Below are 20,638 nucleotides of genomic sequence, written 5' to 3'. Positions count from 1 at the left end.
GACTTTCTCTGCTAGCTTGTGCTTTGGCTTTAAATTCAGGAGCATGTTTGATTCGTGTTTTCTTAGTTGTCATTGCTCACCTCGTTAGTGATTGTACTCACTTAACTCAGTGTCCAAAACTTCTGGTGCGGATCATAAGCGTTAAGATACAAGCAGCAAGGTAGACTACTTCCCCGAACAACTACGGGAAAAGAAGCGTTATTTTTATCCTTGTATATCCTAATTTGAATACTTTTACTCAAACCAATCATTACAAAACCGATCATTAATTACACATAAATATACCGTATGTACGTTTTTTGTGTTTGTAAAGTAAAAAAAAGGATTCCAACCGGAACCCCTGACTTTATCACATGTTATTTCTTTACGTTTTTTTTTGTGGAGAGTATTCGCATAGGTCTTCAATGATACAGCTGCCACAACGTGGTTTACGCGCGACACAGGTGTAACGTCCATGAAGGATCAGCCAATGGTGGACATCGAGCTTGAACTCTTTTGGCACGACTTTAAGCAGTTTTGCTTCGACATCGTCGACAGTTTTACCCATCGCTAGCTTAGTGCGATTTGATACTCGATAAATGTGAGTATCAACGGCAATGGTGGGCCAACCGAAAGCGGTATTTAACACCACGTTTGCTGTCTTACGACCAACACCAGGAAGGGACTCTAGTGCCGCGCGATCTTCCGGTACTTCACCATTGTGTAGGTCAAGCAGCATACGACAGGTCTTGATGGTGTTTTCTGCTTTTGAGTTAAATAGACCAATGGTTTTGATGTACGCTTTCAATCCATCGACACCTAGATCGAAGATAGCCTGCGGGGTATTGGCAACGGGGTATAGCTTATCAGTGGCTTTGTTGACGCTGACATCGGTCGCCTGCGCCGACAAAAGTACTGCGATCAGCAGCTCGAATGGACTGCTCCAGTTTAGCTCTGTCTGCGGATTGGGGTTGTTCTCTCTTAAACGCTCAAGTATTTCTACTCGTTTCACATTGTTCATAACGACATTACTTTCAAATAGTTAGGGCATGAGTTCTGACTAGTGTCAACACTCAGCTTTATTATTGATTATGCGCTCTTATGAGCGTCATTATTATGGGTATTGCGTTGAATCTCTTTGCCCGCTGAGTGGTTGAGCGAACTCAGCGGGTCTAAGCTCATTGAACTTATCAAGCGTTGGTCACGCGAGCGCGTTCAATGGTTGGTTTTTGTTGTTTTGGCTGTCTAGATTTGACCTGGTTGTCGATGATGTTTTTCAAGGCAATCAAAAATCCAACCCCAATAAAGGCACCCGGCGGAAGCAGTGCTAACAAGAAGCTATTATCAAACTGGAATATTTCGATTCGTAGCACAGAAGCCCAGTCACCTAATAGCAGGTCTGCGCCATCGAACAGGGTTCCGTTGCCAATCACCTCACGCATCGCACCCAGCACTACCAGTACCGATGTCATGCCTAACCCCATCCAAAACCCATCTTGAGCCGCTGGCAGCACTTCGTTTTTTGAAGCGAAGGCTTCTGCGCGACCAATGATAATGCAGTTGGTTACGATCAGTGGGATAAAGATACCCAAAGACAGGTAAAGCCCATACGCGTAGGCATTCATCAGCAGTTGCACACAGGTTACCAGTGACGCGATGATCATCACGAACACAGGAATACGCACTTCTTTTGGTACATGGTGACGCACCAAAGAGACAGAGACATTTGAACCGACTAATACCAATAAGGTAGCAATACCAAGTCCAAGTGCGTTCGTCACTGTTGAGGAGACAGCCAACAGTGGACACAACCCAAGAAGTTGGACTAAGGCTGGGTTATTGGCCCACATGCCATTTTTGATTAGTGTCTTATGATCACTCATTATTCACCACCACAATTTAGAGGTTGAGCAAGCAATGCTTGGCTGTTTTGGTTAACGTATTGAACCGCTTGCTTAACGGATTTAACAACGGCTCTTGGGGTAATGGTTGCGCCAGTAAATTGATCGAACTCCCCGCCGTCTTTACGCACTTTCCAACGTTCAATATTAGAATTTGTCACTTGCTTGCCTGCAAATGAGAGTATCCAGTCACTGACACGAAGATCAATCTTATCACCCAACCCCGGAGTTTCATGGTGCGAAAGTACGCGCGTACCTAAGATAGTCCCGTCAGTTTTCATTCCAACAATGACTTTGATCGCCCCGTTGTAGCCGTCAGGCGCAATCGCTTCAATTGCAATCGCACTCGGCTCACCGTTGAGAGTTGCGATGTAAGCGGGCATCGCTTGCTCAGTACCGAGCTCCTTTGCTTCAACTAAGGTACACGCTGAGAACAGCTCATTGTCATGCAGAGCGTGCGGGATCACTTGGTTTAGTACTGATAATAGCTGAGCTTGTTCTTGTTGCTTGATCTGATCTTGGGTCAGGTAGTGAGTGACCGCGACCAAACCGGTTGAAGCACACGCAAAAATCGCCAGTACCAGACCGTTTTTCTTTATTGCATTTAGCATGGTATTTGCTCCCTTAGTGACCGTATGTACGAGGTTTGGTGTAGTAGTCAATCAGTGGAACACACATATTGGCTAACAATACGGCAAACGCCACACCATCAGGGAAGCCACCCCAACTGCGGATGATAAACACCAGGCCACCGATCAGGGCACCAAACACCAAGCGACCTTTGACTGTCGTTGATGCTGAAACGGGATCGGTTGCAATGAAAAATGCGCCGAGCATAGTCGCACCAGACAATAGATGAATGGTCGGTGAAGCGGTTTCGCCAGGAGTAAACAGCAAGAACACTAGGCTAAACAGGGTCAAACTGCCTAAAAAAGCCACTGGAATATGCCATTGAATCACGCGTTGTTTAATCAGCAGCAAGCCGCCAACTAGGTAAGCAAGGTTTACCCATTCCCAACCTACGCCGGCCAACCAGCTAAATTGCGGTTGAGACAGAGCTTCAGAAGCGGTGTTGCCTGCGGTTAATGCAGTTTTGAAGGCATCGAGCGGTGTCGCCATTGTCGTGCCATCAATACCTAAACGCGCTTGTTGTAGAGATAATCCTTCATGATTGAAACCAGTAAAGATCATCAAAAATGAGTCAACAAAGCTGCTTGCATCGGCACTTAAGCTGATCGGCGCATTCCAGCTGGTCATTTGAACTGGGAATGAGATAAGCAATACAATGTAAGCCACCATCGCCGGGTTAAATGGATTTTGCCCAAGACCGCCGTATAGATGTTTAGCAATGACAATAGCGAAGAACAGACCGATCACAAGAATCCACCACGGAGAGTGGGGAGGGATCGCAACACTGAGTAGCCAAGCGGTGACAACGGCGCTGTAATCTCGCAGTGCCATCATTGGCGGGCGTTTTCTCAGTAGCATGACAGCTGCTTCAAAGGTAACAGCAAGTACGATAGCAAAGACTAACTGGATGAGTGTACCCCATCCAAAGAAGTAGGTTTGAGCTAGTAGACCTGGTAATGCGCAAATCGCGACCCATTTCATTAGATCTGGGGTGCTTTTGCGGTTATGTGCGTGCGGTGAGCTGGCAATAAAGAAGGCCACTACTCTTTCTCCTCGTTGTTCTTTTTATCTTGCTGCTGCTGAGCTTTTCTTGCTTTAGCGCGAGCAATCGCGGCAGCAACGGCTGCTTTTTTAGGATCGATGGGTTGTTGTTTAGTGTCAGCCTTTATTTCGACTAAAGGTTCAACCACAGGCTCGGGTGTCACTTCCGCTATCTCAGACTGTTTCATTTGTTGCGCCTTCTTAGCTTTGGCGCGGGCAATCGCAGCCGCAACGGCGTCTTTCTTAGCATAGCCAGAGTTTTCAGTTGAAGCGTCAGAAGCTGATTCCGCTTGCTGTGCTTTCTTTGCTTTAGCGCGAGCAATAGCTGCAGCAACTGCGTCTTTCTTAGCGTCGCCGGAGTTTTCAGTTGAAGCGTCAGAAGCTGATTCCGCTTGCTGTGCTTTCTTTCCTTTAGCGCGAGCAATAGCTGCAGCAACTGCGTCTTTCTTAGCATCGCCAGTGCTTTCAACCGGAGCATCACTTTCGGTTTCAGTCACCGATTGAGATTGTTGCGCCTTCTTAGCTTTGGCGCGAGCAATCGCAGCCGCAACCGCGTCGTTCTTGGCATCGCCAGTATTTTTAGCTGGAGCATCACTTTCGGTTTTAGTCATCGATTGAGATTGTTGCGCCTTCTTAGCTTTGGCGCGGGCAATCGCAGCCGCAACCGCGTCTTTCTTGGCATCGCCAGTACTTTTAGCTGGAGCATCACTTTCAGTTTGAGTTGCTGATTGCACTTGCTGTGCTTTGCGCTCTCTAGCTTGTCGTTTACGCTCTTCACGCAGCTTAGACATTTCAGAGTTGTCTGGTTCAGCGTCATTTGATTTCTGAGCCGCAGCTTGTTTCGCTTTTGCTCTAGCAATGGCAGCCGCAACCGCAGGTTTCACTGCTGGCTCCGCATTGGGTGTTTGCTCGGCAGCCGATTTTTGCGCTTTAACGCGAGCAATCGCAGCAGCAATCGCATCATCACCGTCGGTCAATTTCATGTCTTTGCGGCGGTTATCAGCCGCTTTCTTGAAGCGGTTTTCTCGTTCAGCTTTGTCGCGCTCCATACGAGCGTTCTTCTCTTCGAAACGAACCTTGGCGCGCTCAGCCGCTGTCGCTTCATCTTTTCTTGTTTTGATTTCGGCTTTCGCTTGGCGATAGTACTGAACCAGAGGAATTTCACTCGGGCAGACAAACGCACAAGCACCACATTCGATACAATCTTTAATATTGAGCTCTTCACACTTATCCAACTCGTTAGCTTTAGCGTGCCATTGCAGCTGCTGAGGAAGCAGTGACGCAGGGCAAGCCTCGGCACACTGGCTGCATCGGATGCATTCCATCTCGTAAGTGCTTGGTGACATTTCACGACGCGTTGGTGCGAGAATGCAGTTAGATGTTTTGGTAATTGGCACATTGGCATGTGGCAAGGTAAAGCCCATCATCGGGCCGCCCAAAATCAAACGCGGCAGTTTTTTATCGGCTTGGTAGCCAAATTCTGCAAGTAACTCATGCACTGGCGTACCTAATAACGCCCACACGTTGCGAGGTTGTTTAAAGGTTTTACCAGTTAAGGTCACAACACGATTCACAACAGGCTCGCCGTCGATTACCGCTCTCTTTATCGAGTACAGAGAGCCAACGTTTTGTACCAACACGCCAATGTCCGCAGGAATACCGCCAGCAGGCACTTCTTTATTGGTGAGGATCTTGATCAGTTGCTTCTCGCCGCCAGAAGGGTATTTGGTTGGGATAACACGAATGATGATATCTTTGTCTTTCGCCGCTATCTCAAGCGCTTTGATTGCCGCAGGTTTATTGTCTTCAATACCAATAACGGTCAGCTTGGGTTGCAGGATATGTTCAACCACTTCTATGCCTTTTAATACTTCTTCGGCGTGTTCTTGAAGCAACTTGTCGTCTGAGGTGATGTAAGGTTCACACTCTGCGGCGTTGACGATTAAAATATCGGTGCGACCTAGTCCAGACTGAAGCTTTTTAGCGGTAGGGAAGCCTGCGCCCCCCATGCCTGAGATACCAGCTTGGCGGATCACATCCAGTAGCTCGTCAGAGGTTTTCGAAGAAAAGTCTTTAACTGGATTTTTTTCAATCCAAGTGTCTAAGCCATCGGGCTTAATCACGACACTCAGTTCGCTCAAACCTGAAGGGTGAGCCGTAGTTCTTGGTTCTATAGCGGTAATCACGCCCGATGTTGGAGCATGTACTGGCAAAGTGAACCCCGTATCTAAGGCAGTAAGTTGTTGCCCTTTGAGTACAGTGTCACCAGCTGCGACCAGCAGATTACCTGGTTTGCCTATGTGTTGTTTTACCGGAAGAACGATCTCTTCAGGGAGCTTTGCATGAACGATATCAGTAGTATTCGACTGGTTCTTGTTTTCAGCAGGGTGCACACCGCCCGGAAAATTCCAAATAGAGCCTGTGCGAATTTGTTCAATTAATGAGATCATACTAACCCTATGCTTTAGGCTCTGACGCGGTCGCATCAGTTGCTTGGTTAGTGATATCAGTAACAGGAATGATGTTCATCTGCCATTTCCAATTTTCGGTCGTTGTTGCCACAGGGATCATTTCAATACAGTCTGTTGGACACGGTGCGACACATAGATCACAGCCGGTACATTCATCTTTAATGACGGTGTGCAGAGCCTTGGTGCCGCCAACAATGGCGTCAACAGGACAGGCTTGAATACACTTGGTACAGCCAATGCACATATCTTCATGAATGAAGGCAACGGTTTTTACTTTGTTATCTAAGTCATGAGCGGAGTCTTCGACTTCTACGCCCATTAAGTCTGCTAGCTTCTCAATAGTGGCTTGGCCGCCCGGGGGACATTTGTTGATCTTGTCTCCATTAGCAATCGCCTCTGCATAAGGGCGACAACCTGGGTAGCCACACTGACCACATTGAGTTTGCGGCAAAATGGTGTCGATTTGATCGACGATAGGATCGGCTTCGACCTTAAAACGGATAGAAGCAAAGCCTAAAATAGCACCAAAAATAGCGGCTAAAACGGCGAGTGCAATGATCGCAATTAAAATGGTACTCATGCTTATTTCACCAATCCAGTAAAGCCCATAAATGCCAAAGACATTAGGCCAGCTGTGATCATCGCAATCGATGCGCCTTTAAATGGCATTGGAACATCAGCAACCGCAATACGCTCACGCATAGCTGCAAAGAGGATCAACACCAGCGAGAAACCAACCGCCGCACCAAAGCCATAGACAATGGACTGAACGAAGTTGTGGTTTTCATTTATGTTCAGAAGTGCCACGCCCAACACCGCGCAGTTAGTGGTGATAAGAGGTAAGAAGATACCCAATAGGCGATAAAGAGTAGGGCTGGTTTTGTGAACGACCATTTCCGTAAATTGAACAACCACCGCGATAACCAAGATGAAACTCATGGTACGCAGGTATTCAATACCCAAGGGGGTAAGGATGTAGGTCTCTACTAGGTAGGCAGATACCGAGGCTAACGTCAGAACGAACGTTGTTGCTAGGCCCATACCAATCGCAGTCTCCAGTTTCTTGGAGACTCCCATAAATGGACACAGTCCTAAAAATTTAACTAGCACAAAGTTGTTGACTAACACGGTGCCAACCAACAACAAAAGGTATTCGGTCATAATGGATTAATTCTTGAAATTCCGATCCCGATATTATCCTGTTTTGCACACCTAATAACAACCAAGGATCACTAGGGATTTAGGCACTTGATGAAAAAATCAACGAGTAACCGTTTGATTACGGTAGAGCAGCTTAAGTATAGATGGGTATTCTGTGGGAATGAAAAATAAGATTAACCGAATGGTAACGCATTTAATCCATCTTATTTTCTTTGTTGTAAAGAGTGCCAACGAGTGAAATCAATTTGTCTTGGCGGGGCGACACCTTTCGATAGGGCTTATGGTCATTAGATTAAGTAAACCCAGTATCTAGGACTCTATTATGCCCCAAACGCAAAAAGCCGCATCAAGTGATGCGGCTTTTCTAAATTTGGCTCCCCCTGCGGGACTCGAACCTGCGACATACGGATTAACAGTCCGCCGTTCTACCAACTGAACTAAGGGGGAATTGCTTGTTAGCGACGAGAATTCTAATAATACTCATATTTCCTGTCAATAAAAAATAGCAGGAAAAAGTAAGATAAAAAACTTTACTTTCTGGAATGCCTTATCAGATTTAGCTTTGCTTTAGTTATCCACCAAATTTGTGGATAAGTGTGTGCGTAAGGCTTTAGCAACAATATATGGTATAAATCTGGAAATGTTAAAAATGTAGCTAACGTAATGTATTTAAAGGGGGAATGACGGTTTTTTGCTATTGTGTGATTTTTAAAGATTATAATGAAAGCTGTAAAACAAGCGGTTTTTCTCATTTTTTTGGGGAAAAGTAGTGGATTAAAAAATGAGTGATTTAGTGGGGGGAGGTTTGTAGGGGGACGGATAATATCAAGTTATAACCACAAAAGCTATCATTGTTCTCTAATCTTAAGATGCATTTCTCTAGATAATGGTTGCAACACTGCTCCTCCTAGAGTCACAATGCCCTGATTAAATAAACAGTATGGAAATGGCGACCTATGAGCAAACTCTTTGACTTGGTATCGGACTACAGCCCATCCGGAGATCAGCCGACGGCGATAACCAAATTACTGGATGGATTAGATTCGGGCTTGGCACATCAAACTCTATTAGGGGTAACGGGCTCGGGGAAAACCTTTACTCTTGCCAACGTCATTTCCCAATCTCAAAGACCTGCAATTCTGCTTGCACCGAACAAGACGCTGGCGGCTCAACTGTATGGTGAGATGAAGTCTTTCTTTCCAAATAATGCCGTGGAGTATTTCGTTTCTTACTACGATTACTACCAACCGGAAGCCTACGTTCCAACCACAGACACGTTCATCGAGAAAGATGCCTCTGTAAATGCCCATATTGAACAGATGCGACTTTCAGCAACCAAGGCCTTGCTAGAACGAAAAGATGCCATCATCGTCGCGTCTGTATCGGCTATTTATGGTCTGGGTGATCCTAAGTCTTACCTGAAGATGATGCTTCACTTGAGTCGCGGCGAGGTCATGGACCAACGTGATATCTTGCGCCGTTTGGCTGAGCTGCAATATTCAAGAAACGACGTTGCGTTCGAGCGGGGTCAGTTCCGTGTTCGTGGTGAAGTGATTGATATCTTCCCGGCTGAATCTGACCAAGATGCCGTGCGAATTGAAATGTTCGATGATGAAGTCGACTGCATTAGCATCTTTGATCCCCTAACTGGTGCGGTTAAACAAAGAGACTTACCCCGTTTTACGGTTTATCCCAAAACTCACTATGTAACCCCAAGAGAGAAAATCCTTGAGGCGATTGAGAATATTAAAGATGAACTTCGAGACCGAGCTCAATACTTAAAAGACAACAACAAGCTTTTGGAAGAGCAGCGCATTTCTCAGAGAACTCAGTTTGATATCGAGATGATGACGGAACTTGGTTTCTGTTCTGGTATCGAAAACTACTCACGATACTTAAGTGGTCGTGCGGAAGGGGAAGCGCCTCCGACATTATTTGATTACTTACCTGATGATGGTCTGTTGATTATCGATGAGTCACACGTGACCGTGCCGCAAATTGGCGCCATGTATAAAGGTGACCGCTCGCGTAAGGAAACCCTAGTTGAGTTTGGTTTCCGTCTGCCTTCTGCATTGGATAACCGACCAATGAAGTTCGACGAGTTTGAATCTATCGCGCCGCAAACGATTTTTGTCTCTGCCACTCCAGGTAATTACGAAATTGAAAAATCAGATGGCGAGATTGCTGATCAAGTGGTTCGTCCTACTGGCTTGTTAGATCCACTTATTGAAGTAAGACCTGTTGCGACTCAGGTTGATGATTTGTTGTCTGAAATCAGAACCCGTTCAGTGAAAGAAGAGCGTGTTTTGGTTACTACGTTGACTAAGCGAATGGCGGAAGACTTAACCGAATACCTAAGCGAGCATGGCGTTAAAGTGCGTTACTTGCACTCGGATATTGATACGGTTGAGCGTGTAGAGATCATCCGAGACCTACGTCTGGGCGAGTTCGATGTGTTAGTGGGCATTAACTTACTTCGTGAAGGTTTGGATATGCCAGAAGTATCGCTGGTGGCGATTCTAGATGCAGACAAAGAGGGTTTCTTGCGTTCTGAACGTTCTCTGATCCAAACCATTGGTCGTGCTGCACGTAACCTTGAAGGTAAAGCGATCTTGTACGGTGACTCGATAACTAAGTCGATGAAAAAAGCAATTGATGAAACCGAGCGTCGCCGCGAGAAACAACAAGCCTACAATCAAGAGCAAGGTATCACGCCACAAGCTTTGAAGCGCAATATTAAAGACATTATGGAGCTAGGTGACATCACCAAGTCGAAACAGCAGCGTCAATCCAAGCAAGTTCCACTATCTAAGGTGGCTGAGCCTTCTCAAAGTTATGCCGTGCTAACACCACAACAGCTTGATAAAGAGATCAGTAAGCTGGAGGCGGCGATGTATCAGCACGCTCAGAATTTGGAGTTTGAATTGGCGGCGCAGAAGCGTGATGAAATTGAGCAGCTAAGAAAGCAGTTCATCGCCAATAGTTAACTTTTTTGGTTATGGGAAAGTATGCTCGATCAAAAAGCTTTCACGGTGAAACTTTATATCGATGAAAAATGTCCGTGACGAGAAAATCAACGCATTGAGAGTGTTCAGACAAAAAAACAGCCAGTAGTAATTGTTCTACTGGCCTACTTTTGTGGACAATCAGTCCACGAACAACGTCAGTTGGCTAGGTGACCATAAGGTCATTTGTACAGTTGCATCCTTCATGCCATCTAGATAAGTCATTGATTGTTTGAATATCGTAAATAAATACAATCAAAATATGGCCATGGATTTGCACAATGCAATGCGTAATGCGACTATGATAATAAATGCAAATTATAAATGGCTAGAATATGCAATCCCAAACGTTAGATAACAAATCAAAGTATTTGTTGATGGTCGAGGATACCGCCTCGGTTGCGGCATTATACCGCTCGTACCTTACACCACTTGAAATTGACATCAACATTGTTGGCACGGGTCGCGATGCCATCGAGAGCTTGAATCATCGAATCCCTGACCTTATTTTGCTCGATCTACGCCTCCCAGATATGACGGGAATGGACGTGCTATTTGCGGTCAAACAGAAATACTCTGAAGTTCCGGTTATTTTTATGACAGCCCACGGTTCGATTGATACCGCTGTAGAAGCAATGCGTCATGGCTCCCAAGATTTTCTCATCAAACCCTGTGAAGCTGATCGACTGCGTATTACGGTGAACAACGCGATACGTAAAGCGACTAAGCTCAAAAATAGTACTGAACATCCGGGTAATCAGAATTATCAGGGTTTCATCGGCAGTAGTCATACCATGCAGCAGGTCTATCGAACCATTGACTCGGCGGCAACGAGTAAAGCCAGTATTTTCATTACCGGTGAAAGTGGTACGGGTAAAGAGGTGTGTGCAGAAGCCATACATGCGGCGAGCAAGCGTGGAGACAAGCCATTCATCGCCATTAACTGTGCGGCGATTCCAAAAGATTTGATCGAAAGTGAGCTGTTTGGCCACGTTAAAGGGGCCTTTACTGGCGCAGCAACCGATCGTCAAGGTGCGGCAGAGCTTGCCGATGGCGGAACCCTGTTTCTTGATGAGCTGTGCGAGATGGATCTTGAACTGCAGACCAAGTTACTCCGCTTCATTCAAACGGGTACTTTTCAAAAAGTCGGCTCGTCGAAGATGAAGAGTGTCGATGTTCGTTTCGTCTGTGCAACCAACCGTGACCCATGGAAAGAAGTTCAAGAGGGCCGCTTTAGAGAAGATTTATACTACCGTTTGTATGTGATTCCTCTGCACTTACCCCCATTGCGTGAGCGTGGTGAGGATGTGATTGAAATTGCGTACTCTTTGTTGGGTTATATGTCCGTAGAGGAAGGGAAAGCATTTGTGCGCTTTTCTCAGGAAGTGCTCGACCGCTTTAACCAATACGAGTGGCCAGGTAATGTGCGCCAGCTACAAAACGTATTGCGAAACGTGGTCGTGCTGAACAATGGTCAAGAGATCACCTTGAGTATGTTGCCTCCACCGCTGAACCAACCGATTGAAAACAGCCTGCGACTAAAAGAGAAGCAGAGTGAAGACATCACGGTCCAAGATATTTTCCCATTGTGGATCACTGAGAAAACAGCGATTGAACAGGCCATTAAAGCGTGTGATGGCAATATTCCGCGTGCGGCCGGTTTCTTAGATGTCAGTCCATCGACGATATACCGTAAGTTACAAACGTGGAATGCTAAGCAGTAGTCAATAATAAGAAAGAGTCATGATGAAAGTATTGAATCAGCAAAAAGTGAATGAGCTTGCCAGTGAAATAGGGCAGGAAAATGTCCCGGTGTTATTGGATATCTTTTTAGGTGAATTGAAAGGTTACTATGACCATTTAGAGGTTAATAAAGAGTCGGATACATCAAGGTATTTGGCGGACATTAGCCACGCACTTAAGAGCAGTGCTGCGAGCTTTGGTGCCGATTCATTGTGTAGTTTTGCGATTGGCTTGGATGCAAAAGTGAAGAAGGCATTGCCTGTTACAGAGGTTGATTGCCAAGATATGCAGACGCTTTTGTTATCCACCTATCAAGAATACCAGCAGTTGATTGCCGATATTTAGAGTGTGGGTCGTTATATAGAGTATGGGTAGCAGCAGGAATAAAAAGGAGCCTAGCGCTCCTTTGTTAGTGATTACCGATTTTATCCTATCTACTTAAGCCAGTTGAGCTTCAATGGCCTGCTGCAGTTTGCGGCGGTCATGTCGCCAATCTCGGTTGGCAGAGGCAAGGTCTGTGGTTACGCAGTACCAGCGTTTTTCAAGTTCCGGGTGTGGCGCGTTACCCAATACGATATCGATTTTTCTTGCCTTACAGGTTCGCTCGCACCACTCCAATTGTTCTTGAAGCGTCATTTTACCTGCAGGACCGTGCTCGGGGGACAGGTTTTCGACGAAGATAACCTTAGCCTTGGTATTTTTAGCGATCGCCATACCAATCTCTGGCAGCAGGAGTGGCGGCATAACACTGGTCAGAAAGCTTCCAGGCCCTAATATGATGCAGTCAGCTTGCTCTACGGCGGAGACGGCTTCTTTGGTCGCGGGTACTTCGGGCGACAAATCCATCATTCGCAGCTTTTCGGTCATGTCATCGACGTTAGTTTCTCCCGTCACCCAGCGACCATCGATTGATAAAGCCGTGAGGTCTGAAGGGTGCTCTGTCATTGGGACGATATTGACATCGACCTTGAGCATATTGCGAATCAGATTAATGGCTTCCAATGGGCGAACGGAAAGGTTGTCCAGTGCGGTTAGCATCAAGTTACCTAAGTTGTGCCCATCTAGCTCACCTTGGCCGCGGAAGCGATATTCGAACATCATCGAACTGATAGAAGGCTCGGTGATCAGCTGGTTAATACAGTTGCGAGTATCTCCCCACGCAATGCCGCCTTGGCAATCTCTAATTCGGCCAGTCGAACCGCCGTTATCGGTTGTCGCAACGATGCCCGTTGCGTTGGTACCAAAATCTTTTAATGCAGCCAGCATGCGCCCTAAGCCATGACCACCACCGATTGCGACGACTTTCTTCGAAGAGTAAATATTCATTTTTTGCTCTTGTTTGATTATTACCAACTATAATTTAGGTTAAATGCTTCTTGTCTGATACTCAACAAGAGTTTATTTGAGGGTTGGACATGTTTTTTTTGCTGATGTGGCCCGTTTTTTACCATCAAAGCTAGATTCACGTACCAATATTAAGTATTTTATTACGCAGCTACTGCACGTGTATATTTAGTGTGCAGTTGCCATAACTCCGAGCTCTCGACTGCTAAGTCGCACAGTGGAATTTGCTGTACCGATAAGCATCAAGAGCCAGTGACATGTTGTCACAAGGGCTTAATTGGAAATGATTATGCCTCCCGTGTTTGGAAAGGTGTTCCGTGGCGCAACAATTCGAAGATAGATTCCATCGCAAGTTTTATTACTTGCGCTTGTCGGTTACAGACGTCTGTAACTTTAAATGTACTTACTGCTTGCCAGATGGTTATAAGCCATCAGGGCATAAAAACTCGTCTTTTTTAAGCACTCCAGAGATCAAACGCGTTGTTAAAGCGTTTGCTGATTGTGGTACGTCAAAGATCCGCATTACAGGTGGAGAGCCGAGTTTACGTAAAGACTTTCCTGAAATCATACATACCGTTGCTTCTACTCCAGGCATCGAAAAAGTAGCCATGACGACCAATGGCTATCGCATGGAGAAACAAGTAGGGCAATGGCGTGACGCTGGTTTAACTCATATAAACGTCAGCGTAGATAGCCTAGATTCACGTATGTTCCATCAGATCACTGGTGAGAATAAGTTTACTGAGGTGATGCGAGGCATTGATAAAGCGTTTGAGGTTGGCTATGAACAAGTCAAAGTCAATGTTGTATTGATGAAAGACCTCAACAGTCAGGAATTACCAGCCTTCCTTAATTGGATCAAAGATAAACCCATTCAATTACGTTTTATCGAGTTGATGAAAACCGGCGAGATGGATGAGTTGTTTGATAAACACCATGTATCGGGCGTTGCGATTCGCAATCAGCTTATTGCTAACGGTTGGCTGTTGAAAGTCAAAGCCGTTAATGATGGTCCTGCACAAGTGTTTGTCCACCCAGACTACAAGGGTGAAATTGGTTTGATCATGCCTTACGAGAAAGACTTTTGTGAGAGTTGTAACCGCCTGCGTGTGTCTGCGACAGGTAAACTTCACCTATGTCTGTTTGGCGACCACGGTGTGGAACTGAGAGATCTGATTCAAGAAGATCAACAAGAACAAGAGCTCATTGATCGAATTCAGGCTCAGCTTCAAACCAAGTCCGTTAGCCACTTCTTACATGATGGCAACAGCGGCATGACTCCAAACTTGGCGTCAATCGGCGGTTAACCCGCTATATACTCTAAAGCATTTTATCGCTCAGCTTCTTTAGGCTGGGCGAATCAGTCTAATGAAAAATTTATATAGGTGAACAAATGGGTCACGCAGAAAGCAAATTCCAAGCAGCAAACATCGCAGTACTAACGGTTTCAGATACGCGTACAGAAGAAAATGACACGTCAGGCGGTTACCTAGCTGAGCACGCAAAAGAAGCCGGTCATAACGTGGTTGATAAGCAAATCGTTATCGATGACATGTACAAGATCCGTGCGATTGTCTCTCAGTGGATTGCTGATGAAAACGTACAAGCTGTTATGATCACTGGTGGTACTGGCTTCACATCACGTGATAGTACCCCTGAAGCACTGAAGCCACTATTCGACAAAGAAGTAGAAGGCTTTGGTGAGCTATTCCGTCAAGTGTCTTACGAAGAAATTGGCACATCGACGATTCAATCGCGTGCGATTGCGGGTTTTGCTAACCATACCGTTATCTTTGCGATGCCTGGTTCAACGGGTGCATGCCGCACGGGTTGGACTAAGATCATCAAGCAGCAGATGGACGCGAGCCACCGCCCTTGTAACTTTATGCCACATCTTTCGGTATAAGGTGGTTTGAGCATGAGCCAATTTACACACATTAACGCATCTGGCGAAGCGAACATGGTCGATGTATCCGCTAAAGCTGAAACCGTGCGTGAAGCGAGAGCGGAAGCATTCGTTCAAATGTCAGCGGAAACACTAGAGCTTATCGTCTCTGGTAGCCACCATAAGGGTGATGTATTTGCAACGGCACGTATTGCGGGTATTCAAGCGGCTAAAAAGACGTGGGATCTGATTCCACTGTGTCACCCTCTGCTATTAACTAAGGTAGAAGTGCAGCTTGAAGCTATCGAGTCTGAAAACAAAGTACGTATCGAGTCGGTATGTAAGCTTGCAGGTAAGACTGGCGTAGAAATGGAAGCGTTGACGGCTGCTTCTGTTGCCGCGTTAACGATTTACGATATGTGTAAAGCTGTTCAGAAAGACATAGTGATTGAACATGTACGCCTGTTAGAGAAGACGGGTGGTAAATCTGGTCACTTTAAGGTGGAATCATGATTACAGTACTTTTCTTTGCTCAAACGCGTGAACTTGTTGGTGTGGACAGCGTTGAAGTTGATGCACAGTTCAAAACGATTGAAGCGATTCGCAGCCACCTTGTAGAACAAGAAGGTAAGTGGGATATCGCTTTGGAAGAGGGCAAGCTTCTGGCTGCGCTTAACCAATCCATCGTACCTCTAACGACTGAAGTGAAAGACGGCGATGAAGTCGCTTTCTTCCCACCAGTGACCGGAGGCTAAGCATGGATCCAAGAGTATTAGTGACAGCAGAGGACTTCTCTGTAGGCGACGAATACGACTACTTGGCTCAAGGTACAGTTGCCGGAGCGATTGTGACTTTCGTTGGCAAAGTTCGCGACATGAACCTTGGCGACAATGTGATTGGTTTGTCTCTGGAGCACTATCCAGGTATGACAGAGAAATCACTGAGCGAGATCTGTGATCAAGCTGAATCGCGCTGGCCTATTCAGAAGATGCGAGTGATTCACCGCGTGGGTGACCTCGATATCGGTGACCAGATTGTTTACGTTGGTGTATCTAGTGCACACCGAGGCGCTGCCTTTGAAGCGTGTGAGTTTGTAATGGACTTCCTGAAAACCAAAGCGCCGTTTTGGAAAAAGGAACGCACCACGGAAGCAACGCGTTGGGTTGATTCTCGAGATTCAGATACCAAAGCAGCAGAGCGCTGGGAACAGTAGCTTCTAATATGACTCTTTTTTCTCAGTAGATTGCTTTCTAACTGATCGCTCACCCAGCGAAAAGACAGTAAAAACCGACGTTTGAAGCGTCGGTTTTTTTGTGGGTGCTATAAAAGGATTTATAAATTCCCCGTACGTTGATGAATGCTTAATCGTATATAGAGCATAGAAATTCCCGTATTGATTTTGTCCGTATTGGTGCGGTTTTTCATCTGCTTTGGTGCAGTACGTTAAGCTGTTTTATATAGGGTGACAATCTTCACAATTAGTGTGGTCAAATCAGATGATATGTAGTGTTCAATTGGATTTGGAGTGGCATTAATGTTAACTTGTCGGCGTTGATCTAGCATAAGATGCTAAATAAATGTATCAAGACAGATGTATCAACACTAAAGGCTATTTTTTAATGAAACCTTATGCAAAAAACACTGCATTTTAGGCTTATATTAGATATTAACACTGACGATTCAAGTAATTTGGAGAATTATCCGATTTTTTGCTGGTTGTTTATGGCAAATTACTTCAATGGTTGATAGTGTGTGCCTCAATCTTTATAAGGTTTTAGTTTTTTATGCTTACTTTTTAAGCTAAATAAATCTAAATTACTGCCGTTCAGTGAACCTAACAAAGATGTCATGGATGCAATATAAAAACTTGGAGTTTACTAAATGTACAAGAATAAAATCACTCAGGCCCTTCTTCTAGGTGCTGGTTTGGCAGTGGCTGCCGCTTCTACTACTTCTATCGCTGCTGATGTTCCTGCTGGTACTGAATTGGCTAAAGTTCAGGAACTGGTTCGTGGTAACGGTACTGAAGTTGCGACTCTTGACCCGCATAAGTCACAAGGTGTACCAGAATCTCACGTAATCCGTGATCTTCTAGAAGGTCTAGTGAACCAAGATAGCGAAGGCAACACTATCCCTGGTGTTGCTGAAAGCTGGGAAACGACAGACAACCAAACATTTACTTTCCACCTACGCAAAGACGCAAAATGGTCTAACGGCGATCCTGTAACAGCTGGCGACTTTGTCTACAGCTTCCAACGTGCTGTTGATCCTGCGACCGCTTCTCCATACGCTTGGTATATGGAATATACTAAGATGGTGAATGCGAAAGACATCGTAGCGGGTAAGAAAGACAAGAGTGAACTCGGTGTTAAAGCCATCGACGACTACACATTAGAGCTAACACTGGATACAGCGGTTCCTTACTTCGTAATGATGATGGGTCACACAACAGTGATGCCAGTACATAAAGCGACAGTAGAAAAATTTGGTGATCAGTGGACTAAACCAGAAAACTTTGTTGGTAACGGTGCTTACGTACCAAACAACTGGGTGATCAATGAGCGTCTTGAATTGGTGCCGAATACCAAATACTGGGATAACGATTCGACTGTCATCAACAAGGTGACTTTCCTACCGATTGAGAATCAGGTAGCAGAGATGAACCGCTTCCTTTCTGGTGAGTTGCACTTTACAAACGAAGTACCTAATGAGCACTTCCGCCGTTTGCAAAAAGATCATGCTGAGCAAGTCAACATCAAGGGTGACTTGTGTACTTACTACTACCAGTTCAACGCACAAAAAGCGCCGTTTGATGATGCTCGTGTCCGTAAAGCTATGTCTTACGCAATGGATCGAGATATCGTAACTAATGCGATTCTAGGTCAAGGTCAAAAGCCAGCTTACTTCCTAACTCCTGAAATCACTGCAGGTTTCGACCCTGTGACTCCAGAGTACGGTCAGCTTTCTCAGAAAGAGCGTATCGCAGAAGCGAAGCGTCTTCTTGAAGAAGCAGGCTATTCGAAGAGCAACCCGCTTGAGTTTAGCTTGCTGTACAACACCTCTGAAAATCACAAGAAGCTTGCAGTTGCAATTGCATCTATGTGGAAGAAAGAGCTGGGTATTAACGCGAAGCTTGAAAACCAAGAGTGGAAATCTTACCTAGACAGCAAAGATGGTGGTGATTTTGACGTTGCACGCGCCGGTTGGTGTGGTGACTACAATGAAGCGTCTTCTTTCCTAACTCTAATGGTGAGTGGTAATACGACTGCTGGCCAACACTATAAGAGTGCAGAATACGATGCCATCATCGACAAAGCACTAAACTCTACTTCTGCACAAGAGCGTACGGCTTTGTACATCGAAGCTGAAAACATTTTGGCTAAAGATATGCCAATTGCACCTATCTATCAGTATGTGAAAACTCGTTTAGTATCTACACAGTTAGGTGGTTACCCAGAAGGTAACGCAGAAGATAAGATCTACTCAAAAGATCTTTACATCAAAGCACAATAATTCCCAAAAAATATAACTAACTAAGACACTGTGTGCGTCAATGCGCGCGCAGTGTCTCTTTTTATTTTTAATTGTCACAGACTGGATGGATGAGTTTATGATTAAATTCATACTTAAACGGATATTTGAAGCAATACCAACCTTGTTGGTATTGATTACCGTCTCTTTTTTCTTGATGCGCTTTGCACCAGGAAACCCTTTTTCAAGCGAGCGCCCACTTCCACCAGAGGTCATGGCGAACATCGAAGCTAAATACGGCTTGGATAAACCAGTATTTGAACAATACACCACGTATTTGACAAACATCTTACAAGGTGATTTTGGCCCTTCTTTTAAATACCAAGATTATACGGTGAATGAACTGATTTCAGTGGCACTGCCTGTGTCTGCGAAAGTCGGAGTTATTGCCTTTATCTTTACTTTGATTATGGGGGTATCCGTCGGAACCATTGCAGCCTTGAAGCATAATACTTGGGTCGATTACACCATAATGTCGACCGCCATGCTCGGGGTGGTAATGCCTTCCTTTGTACTTGCTCCTGCATTGATATACCTGTTCTCGCTTCACTGGGATCTATTCCCGGCGGGCGGCTGGCATGATGGTAGTTTGAAGTACTTAGTACTACCAGTGATTGGCATGTCGCTCCTGTATGTAGCAACCTTTGCGCGTATCACTCGCGGTAGCATGATCGAGACTCTCAACAGTAACTTTATTCGTACCGCGCGTGCGAAAGGTTTGAGCTATCGCTACATTGTTTTAAAACATGCACTTAAGCCTGCGATGTTGCCTGTTGTTTCTTATATGGGACCGGCTTTCGTCGGTATCATCACCGGCTCTGTTGTGGTGGAAACCATTTTCGGCCTGCCAGGTATCGGTAAGCTGTTTGTTAACGCTGCGTTCAACCGTGACTATTCGTTAGTTATGGGTGTAACCATTTTGATTGGTTTCCTATTCATCTTGTTCAACGCAATTGTTGATATTTTGCTAGCGTTGATCGACCCGAAAATTCGCTACTAACAGGAACGCATGGTTATGTTGAAGAAAAAAGAAAACTTAGAAGCGATCGAAAAGTTCTCGGAGAGCTTAGAAATTGAAGGTCGCAGTTTGTGGCAGGACGCTCGTATTCGTTTCATGCGTAATAAAGCGGCAATGGTCAGCTTATTCATTCTTACGATTATGGTACTGGCTGTTACCTTTTTACCGATGCTGGCTCAGCACGCATTCGATGATACCGACTGGTATGCAATGCATGCGGGTCCAAGTGGTGAACACTGGTTTGGAACAGACAGTTTAGGCCGTGACTTGTATGTGCGTACCTTAATTGGTGGGCGTATCTCATTGATGGTAGGTGTACTAGGTGCGTTCGTCGCAGTACTTATTGGTACCCTTTACGGCGCAACCTCTGGCTTTATCGGTGGCCGTACTGACCGCGTTATGATGCGTATTCTCGAGATTTTGTACGCAGTACCATTCATGTTCTTAGTTATCGTTTTAGTGACATTCTTTGGTCGAAACATCGTTCTGATCTTCGTTGCCATTGGTGCAATTGCTTGGCTAGACATGGCACGTATTGTACGTGGTCAAACGCTCAGTCTGCGCAGTAAAGAGTTCATTGAAGCGGCACACGTATGCGGTGTGAGCAAATGGAAGATCATTACACGCCATATCGTACCTAACGTGCTAGGCATTGTAGCAGTTTACTCGACGCTACTGATTCCGAGTATGATCCTGACAGAATCATTCTTATCTTTCCTTGGTCTTGGTGTTCAAGAGCCTATGACAAGCTGGGGCGCATTGCTTCAAGAAGGTTCGCAAACAATGGAAGTTGCTATCTGGCAATTGACGTTCCCTGCGATATTCATGGTAGTAACCCTGTTCTGCTTTAACTACGTAGGTGATGGTCTGCGCGATGCGCTTGATCCAAAAGACAGATAACGAAATAGCAGATAACGCTATCAAAGATT

Annotated in this window: 19 protein-coding genes, 1 tRNA gene and 1 riboswitch; of the genes, 11 read left to right on the top strand and 9 right to left on the bottom strand. The window is 45.4% G+C overall.

Annotation, left to right across the window (positions count from 1 at the left end):
• Positions 1–364: 364 nt before the first annotated feature.
• The 8 genes from nth to Q1A70_RS06155 form a co-directional block, all read right to left on the bottom strand.
• A complete protein-coding gene (gene nth, locus Q1A70_RS06190) occupies positions 365–1,000 on the bottom strand; it encodes an endonuclease III (protein ID WP_299687943.1) in 636 nt (211 codons plus the stop codon).
• Between the two features lie 169 nt (positions 1,001–1,169).
• Positions 1,170–1,862, bottom strand: a complete 693-nt coding sequence (locus Q1A70_RS06185; protein WP_299687946.1) for an electron transport complex subunit E — start codon at positions 1,860–1,862, stop codon at positions 1,170–1,172.
• A complete protein-coding gene (gene rsxG / locus Q1A70_RS06180) occupies positions 1,862–2,491 on the bottom strand; it encodes an electron transport complex subunit RsxG (protein WP_299687949.1) in 630 nt (209 codons plus the stop codon). Before rsxG ends, Q1A70_RS06185 begins: the two co-directional genes overlap by 1 nt.
• Positions 2,492–2,504: 13 nt before the next feature.
• Positions 2,505–3,551: an electron transport complex subunit RsxD gene (gene rsxD / locus Q1A70_RS06175; protein ID WP_299687952.1), complete on the bottom strand. Its 1,047-nt coding sequence runs from the start codon at positions 3,549–3,551 to the stop codon at positions 2,505–2,507.
• Positions 3,551–6,001, bottom strand: coding sequence for an electron transport complex subunit RsxC (gene rsxC, locus Q1A70_RS06170; protein ID WP_299687955.1), 2,451 nt, complete (start codon positions 5,999–6,001; stop codon positions 3,551–3,553). The genes rsxD and rsxC overlap by 1 nt, the downstream gene beginning before the upstream one ends.
• Before the next feature lie 7 nt (positions 6,002–6,008).
• On the bottom strand, positions 6,009–6,602 hold the full coding sequence (gene rsxB, locus Q1A70_RS06165) for an electron transport complex subunit RsxB (protein WP_017103577.1): 594 nt from the start codon (positions 6,600–6,602) through the stop codon (positions 6,009–6,011).
• Between the two features lie 2 nt (positions 6,603–6,604).
• Positions 6,605–7,183 carry an electron transport complex subunit RsxA gene (gene rsxA / locus Q1A70_RS06160; RefSeq protein WP_299687963.1) on the bottom strand — a complete coding sequence of 193 codons (579 nt, stop codon included), beginning with the start codon at positions 7,181–7,183 and terminating at the stop codon, positions 6,605–6,607.
• A 371-nt stretch (positions 7,184–7,554) separates the two neighbouring features.
• Positions 7,555–7,630, bottom strand: a tRNA-Asn gene (locus Q1A70_RS06155).
• Positions 7,631–8,139: 509 nt separating this feature from the next.
• Here Q1A70_RS06155 and uvrB point away from each other — a divergent pair.
• From uvrB to luxU, 3 genes are all read left to right on the top strand, one after another.
• Positions 8,140–10,170: an excinuclease ABC subunit UvrB gene (gene uvrB, locus Q1A70_RS06150; RefSeq protein WP_299687967.1), complete on the top strand. Its 2,031-nt coding sequence runs from the start codon at positions 8,140–8,142 to the stop codon at positions 10,168–10,170.
• Between the two features lie 353 nt (positions 10,171–10,523).
• Positions 10,524–11,912: a quorum-sensing sigma-54 dependent transcriptional regulator LuxO gene (gene luxO / locus Q1A70_RS06145; protein ID WP_299687970.1), complete on the top strand. Its 1,389-nt coding sequence runs from the start codon at positions 10,524–10,526 to the stop codon at positions 11,910–11,912.
• Between the two features lie 19 nt (positions 11,913–11,931).
• Complete coding sequence (gene luxU / locus Q1A70_RS06140) at positions 11,932–12,276, top strand: quorum-sensing phosphorelay protein LuxU (RefSeq protein ID WP_299687972.1); 345 nt, start codon at positions 11,932–11,934, stop codon at positions 12,274–12,276.
• A gap of 93 nt (positions 12,277–12,369) precedes the next feature.
• On the opposite strand, the gene Q1A70_RS06135 is transcribed toward luxU, so the two are convergent.
• Positions 12,370–13,257 (bottom strand): YvcK family protein, encoded by an 888-nt coding sequence (locus Q1A70_RS06135; RefSeq protein ID WP_299687974.1) that lies wholly within the window; start codon positions 13,255–13,257, stop codon positions 12,370–12,372.
• 194 nt (positions 13,258–13,451) lie between these two features.
• Positions 13,452–13,604, top strand: a riboswitch (molybdenum cofactor riboswitch).
• Here Q1A70_RS06135 and moaA point away from each other — a divergent pair.
• From moaA to oppC, 8 genes are all read left to right on the top strand, one after another.
• A complete protein-coding gene (gene moaA / locus Q1A70_RS06130) occupies positions 13,593–14,582 on the top strand; it encodes a GTP 3',8-cyclase MoaA (protein ID WP_299687976.1) in 990 nt (329 codons plus the stop codon). It overlaps the preceding riboswitch by 12 nt.
• Before the next feature lie 86 nt (positions 14,583–14,668).
• Complete coding sequence (moaB, locus tag Q1A70_RS06125; RefSeq protein WP_299687978.1) at positions 14,669–15,181, top strand: molybdenum cofactor biosynthesis protein B; 513 nt, start codon at positions 14,669–14,671, stop codon at positions 15,179–15,181.
• 12 nt (positions 15,182–15,193) lie between these two features.
• Positions 15,194–15,673 carry a cyclic pyranopterin monophosphate synthase MoaC gene (gene moaC, locus Q1A70_RS06120; protein WP_299687980.1) on the top strand — a complete coding sequence of 160 codons (480 nt, stop codon included), beginning with the start codon at positions 15,194–15,196 and terminating at the stop codon, positions 15,671–15,673.
• On the top strand, positions 15,670–15,915 hold the full coding sequence (moaD, locus tag Q1A70_RS06115; protein ID WP_055319720.1) for a molybdopterin synthase sulfur carrier subunit: 246 nt from the start codon (positions 15,670–15,672) through the stop codon (positions 15,913–15,915). Before moaC ends, moaD begins: the two co-directional genes overlap by 4 nt.
• A 2-nt stretch (positions 15,916–15,917) precedes the next feature.
• Positions 15,918–16,373, top strand: coding sequence for a molybdopterin synthase catalytic subunit MoaE (gene moaE / locus Q1A70_RS06110; protein WP_299687987.1), 456 nt, complete (start codon positions 15,918–15,920; stop codon positions 16,371–16,373).
• A 668-nt stretch (positions 16,374–17,041) separates the two neighbouring features.
• Positions 17,042–18,673: an ABC transporter substrate-binding protein gene (locus Q1A70_RS06105; RefSeq protein WP_299687990.1), complete on the top strand. Its 1,632-nt coding sequence runs from the start codon at positions 17,042–17,044 to the stop codon at positions 18,671–18,673.
• Between the two features lie 97 nt (positions 18,674–18,770).
• Positions 18,771–19,691, top strand: a complete 921-nt coding sequence (gene oppB, locus Q1A70_RS06100; RefSeq protein ID WP_299687993.1) for an oligopeptide ABC transporter permease OppB — start codon at positions 18,771–18,773, stop codon at positions 19,689–19,691.
• 15 nt (positions 19,692–19,706) lie between these two features.
• On the top strand, positions 19,707–20,609 hold the full coding sequence (gene oppC, locus Q1A70_RS06095; RefSeq protein WP_299687996.1) for an oligopeptide ABC transporter permease OppC: 903 nt from the start codon (positions 19,707–19,709) through the stop codon (positions 20,607–20,609).
• Positions 20,610–20,638: the final 29 nt, after the last annotated feature.

It is taken from the genome of uncultured Vibrio sp. (genome assembly GCF_947488985.1).
GTDB lineage: Bacteria > Pseudomonadota > Gammaproteobacteria > Enterobacterales > Vibrionaceae > Vibrio.
The sequence above is the reverse complement of the archived record's forward strand: the minus strand, read 5'-3'. Positions and strand labels throughout refer to the sequence as shown.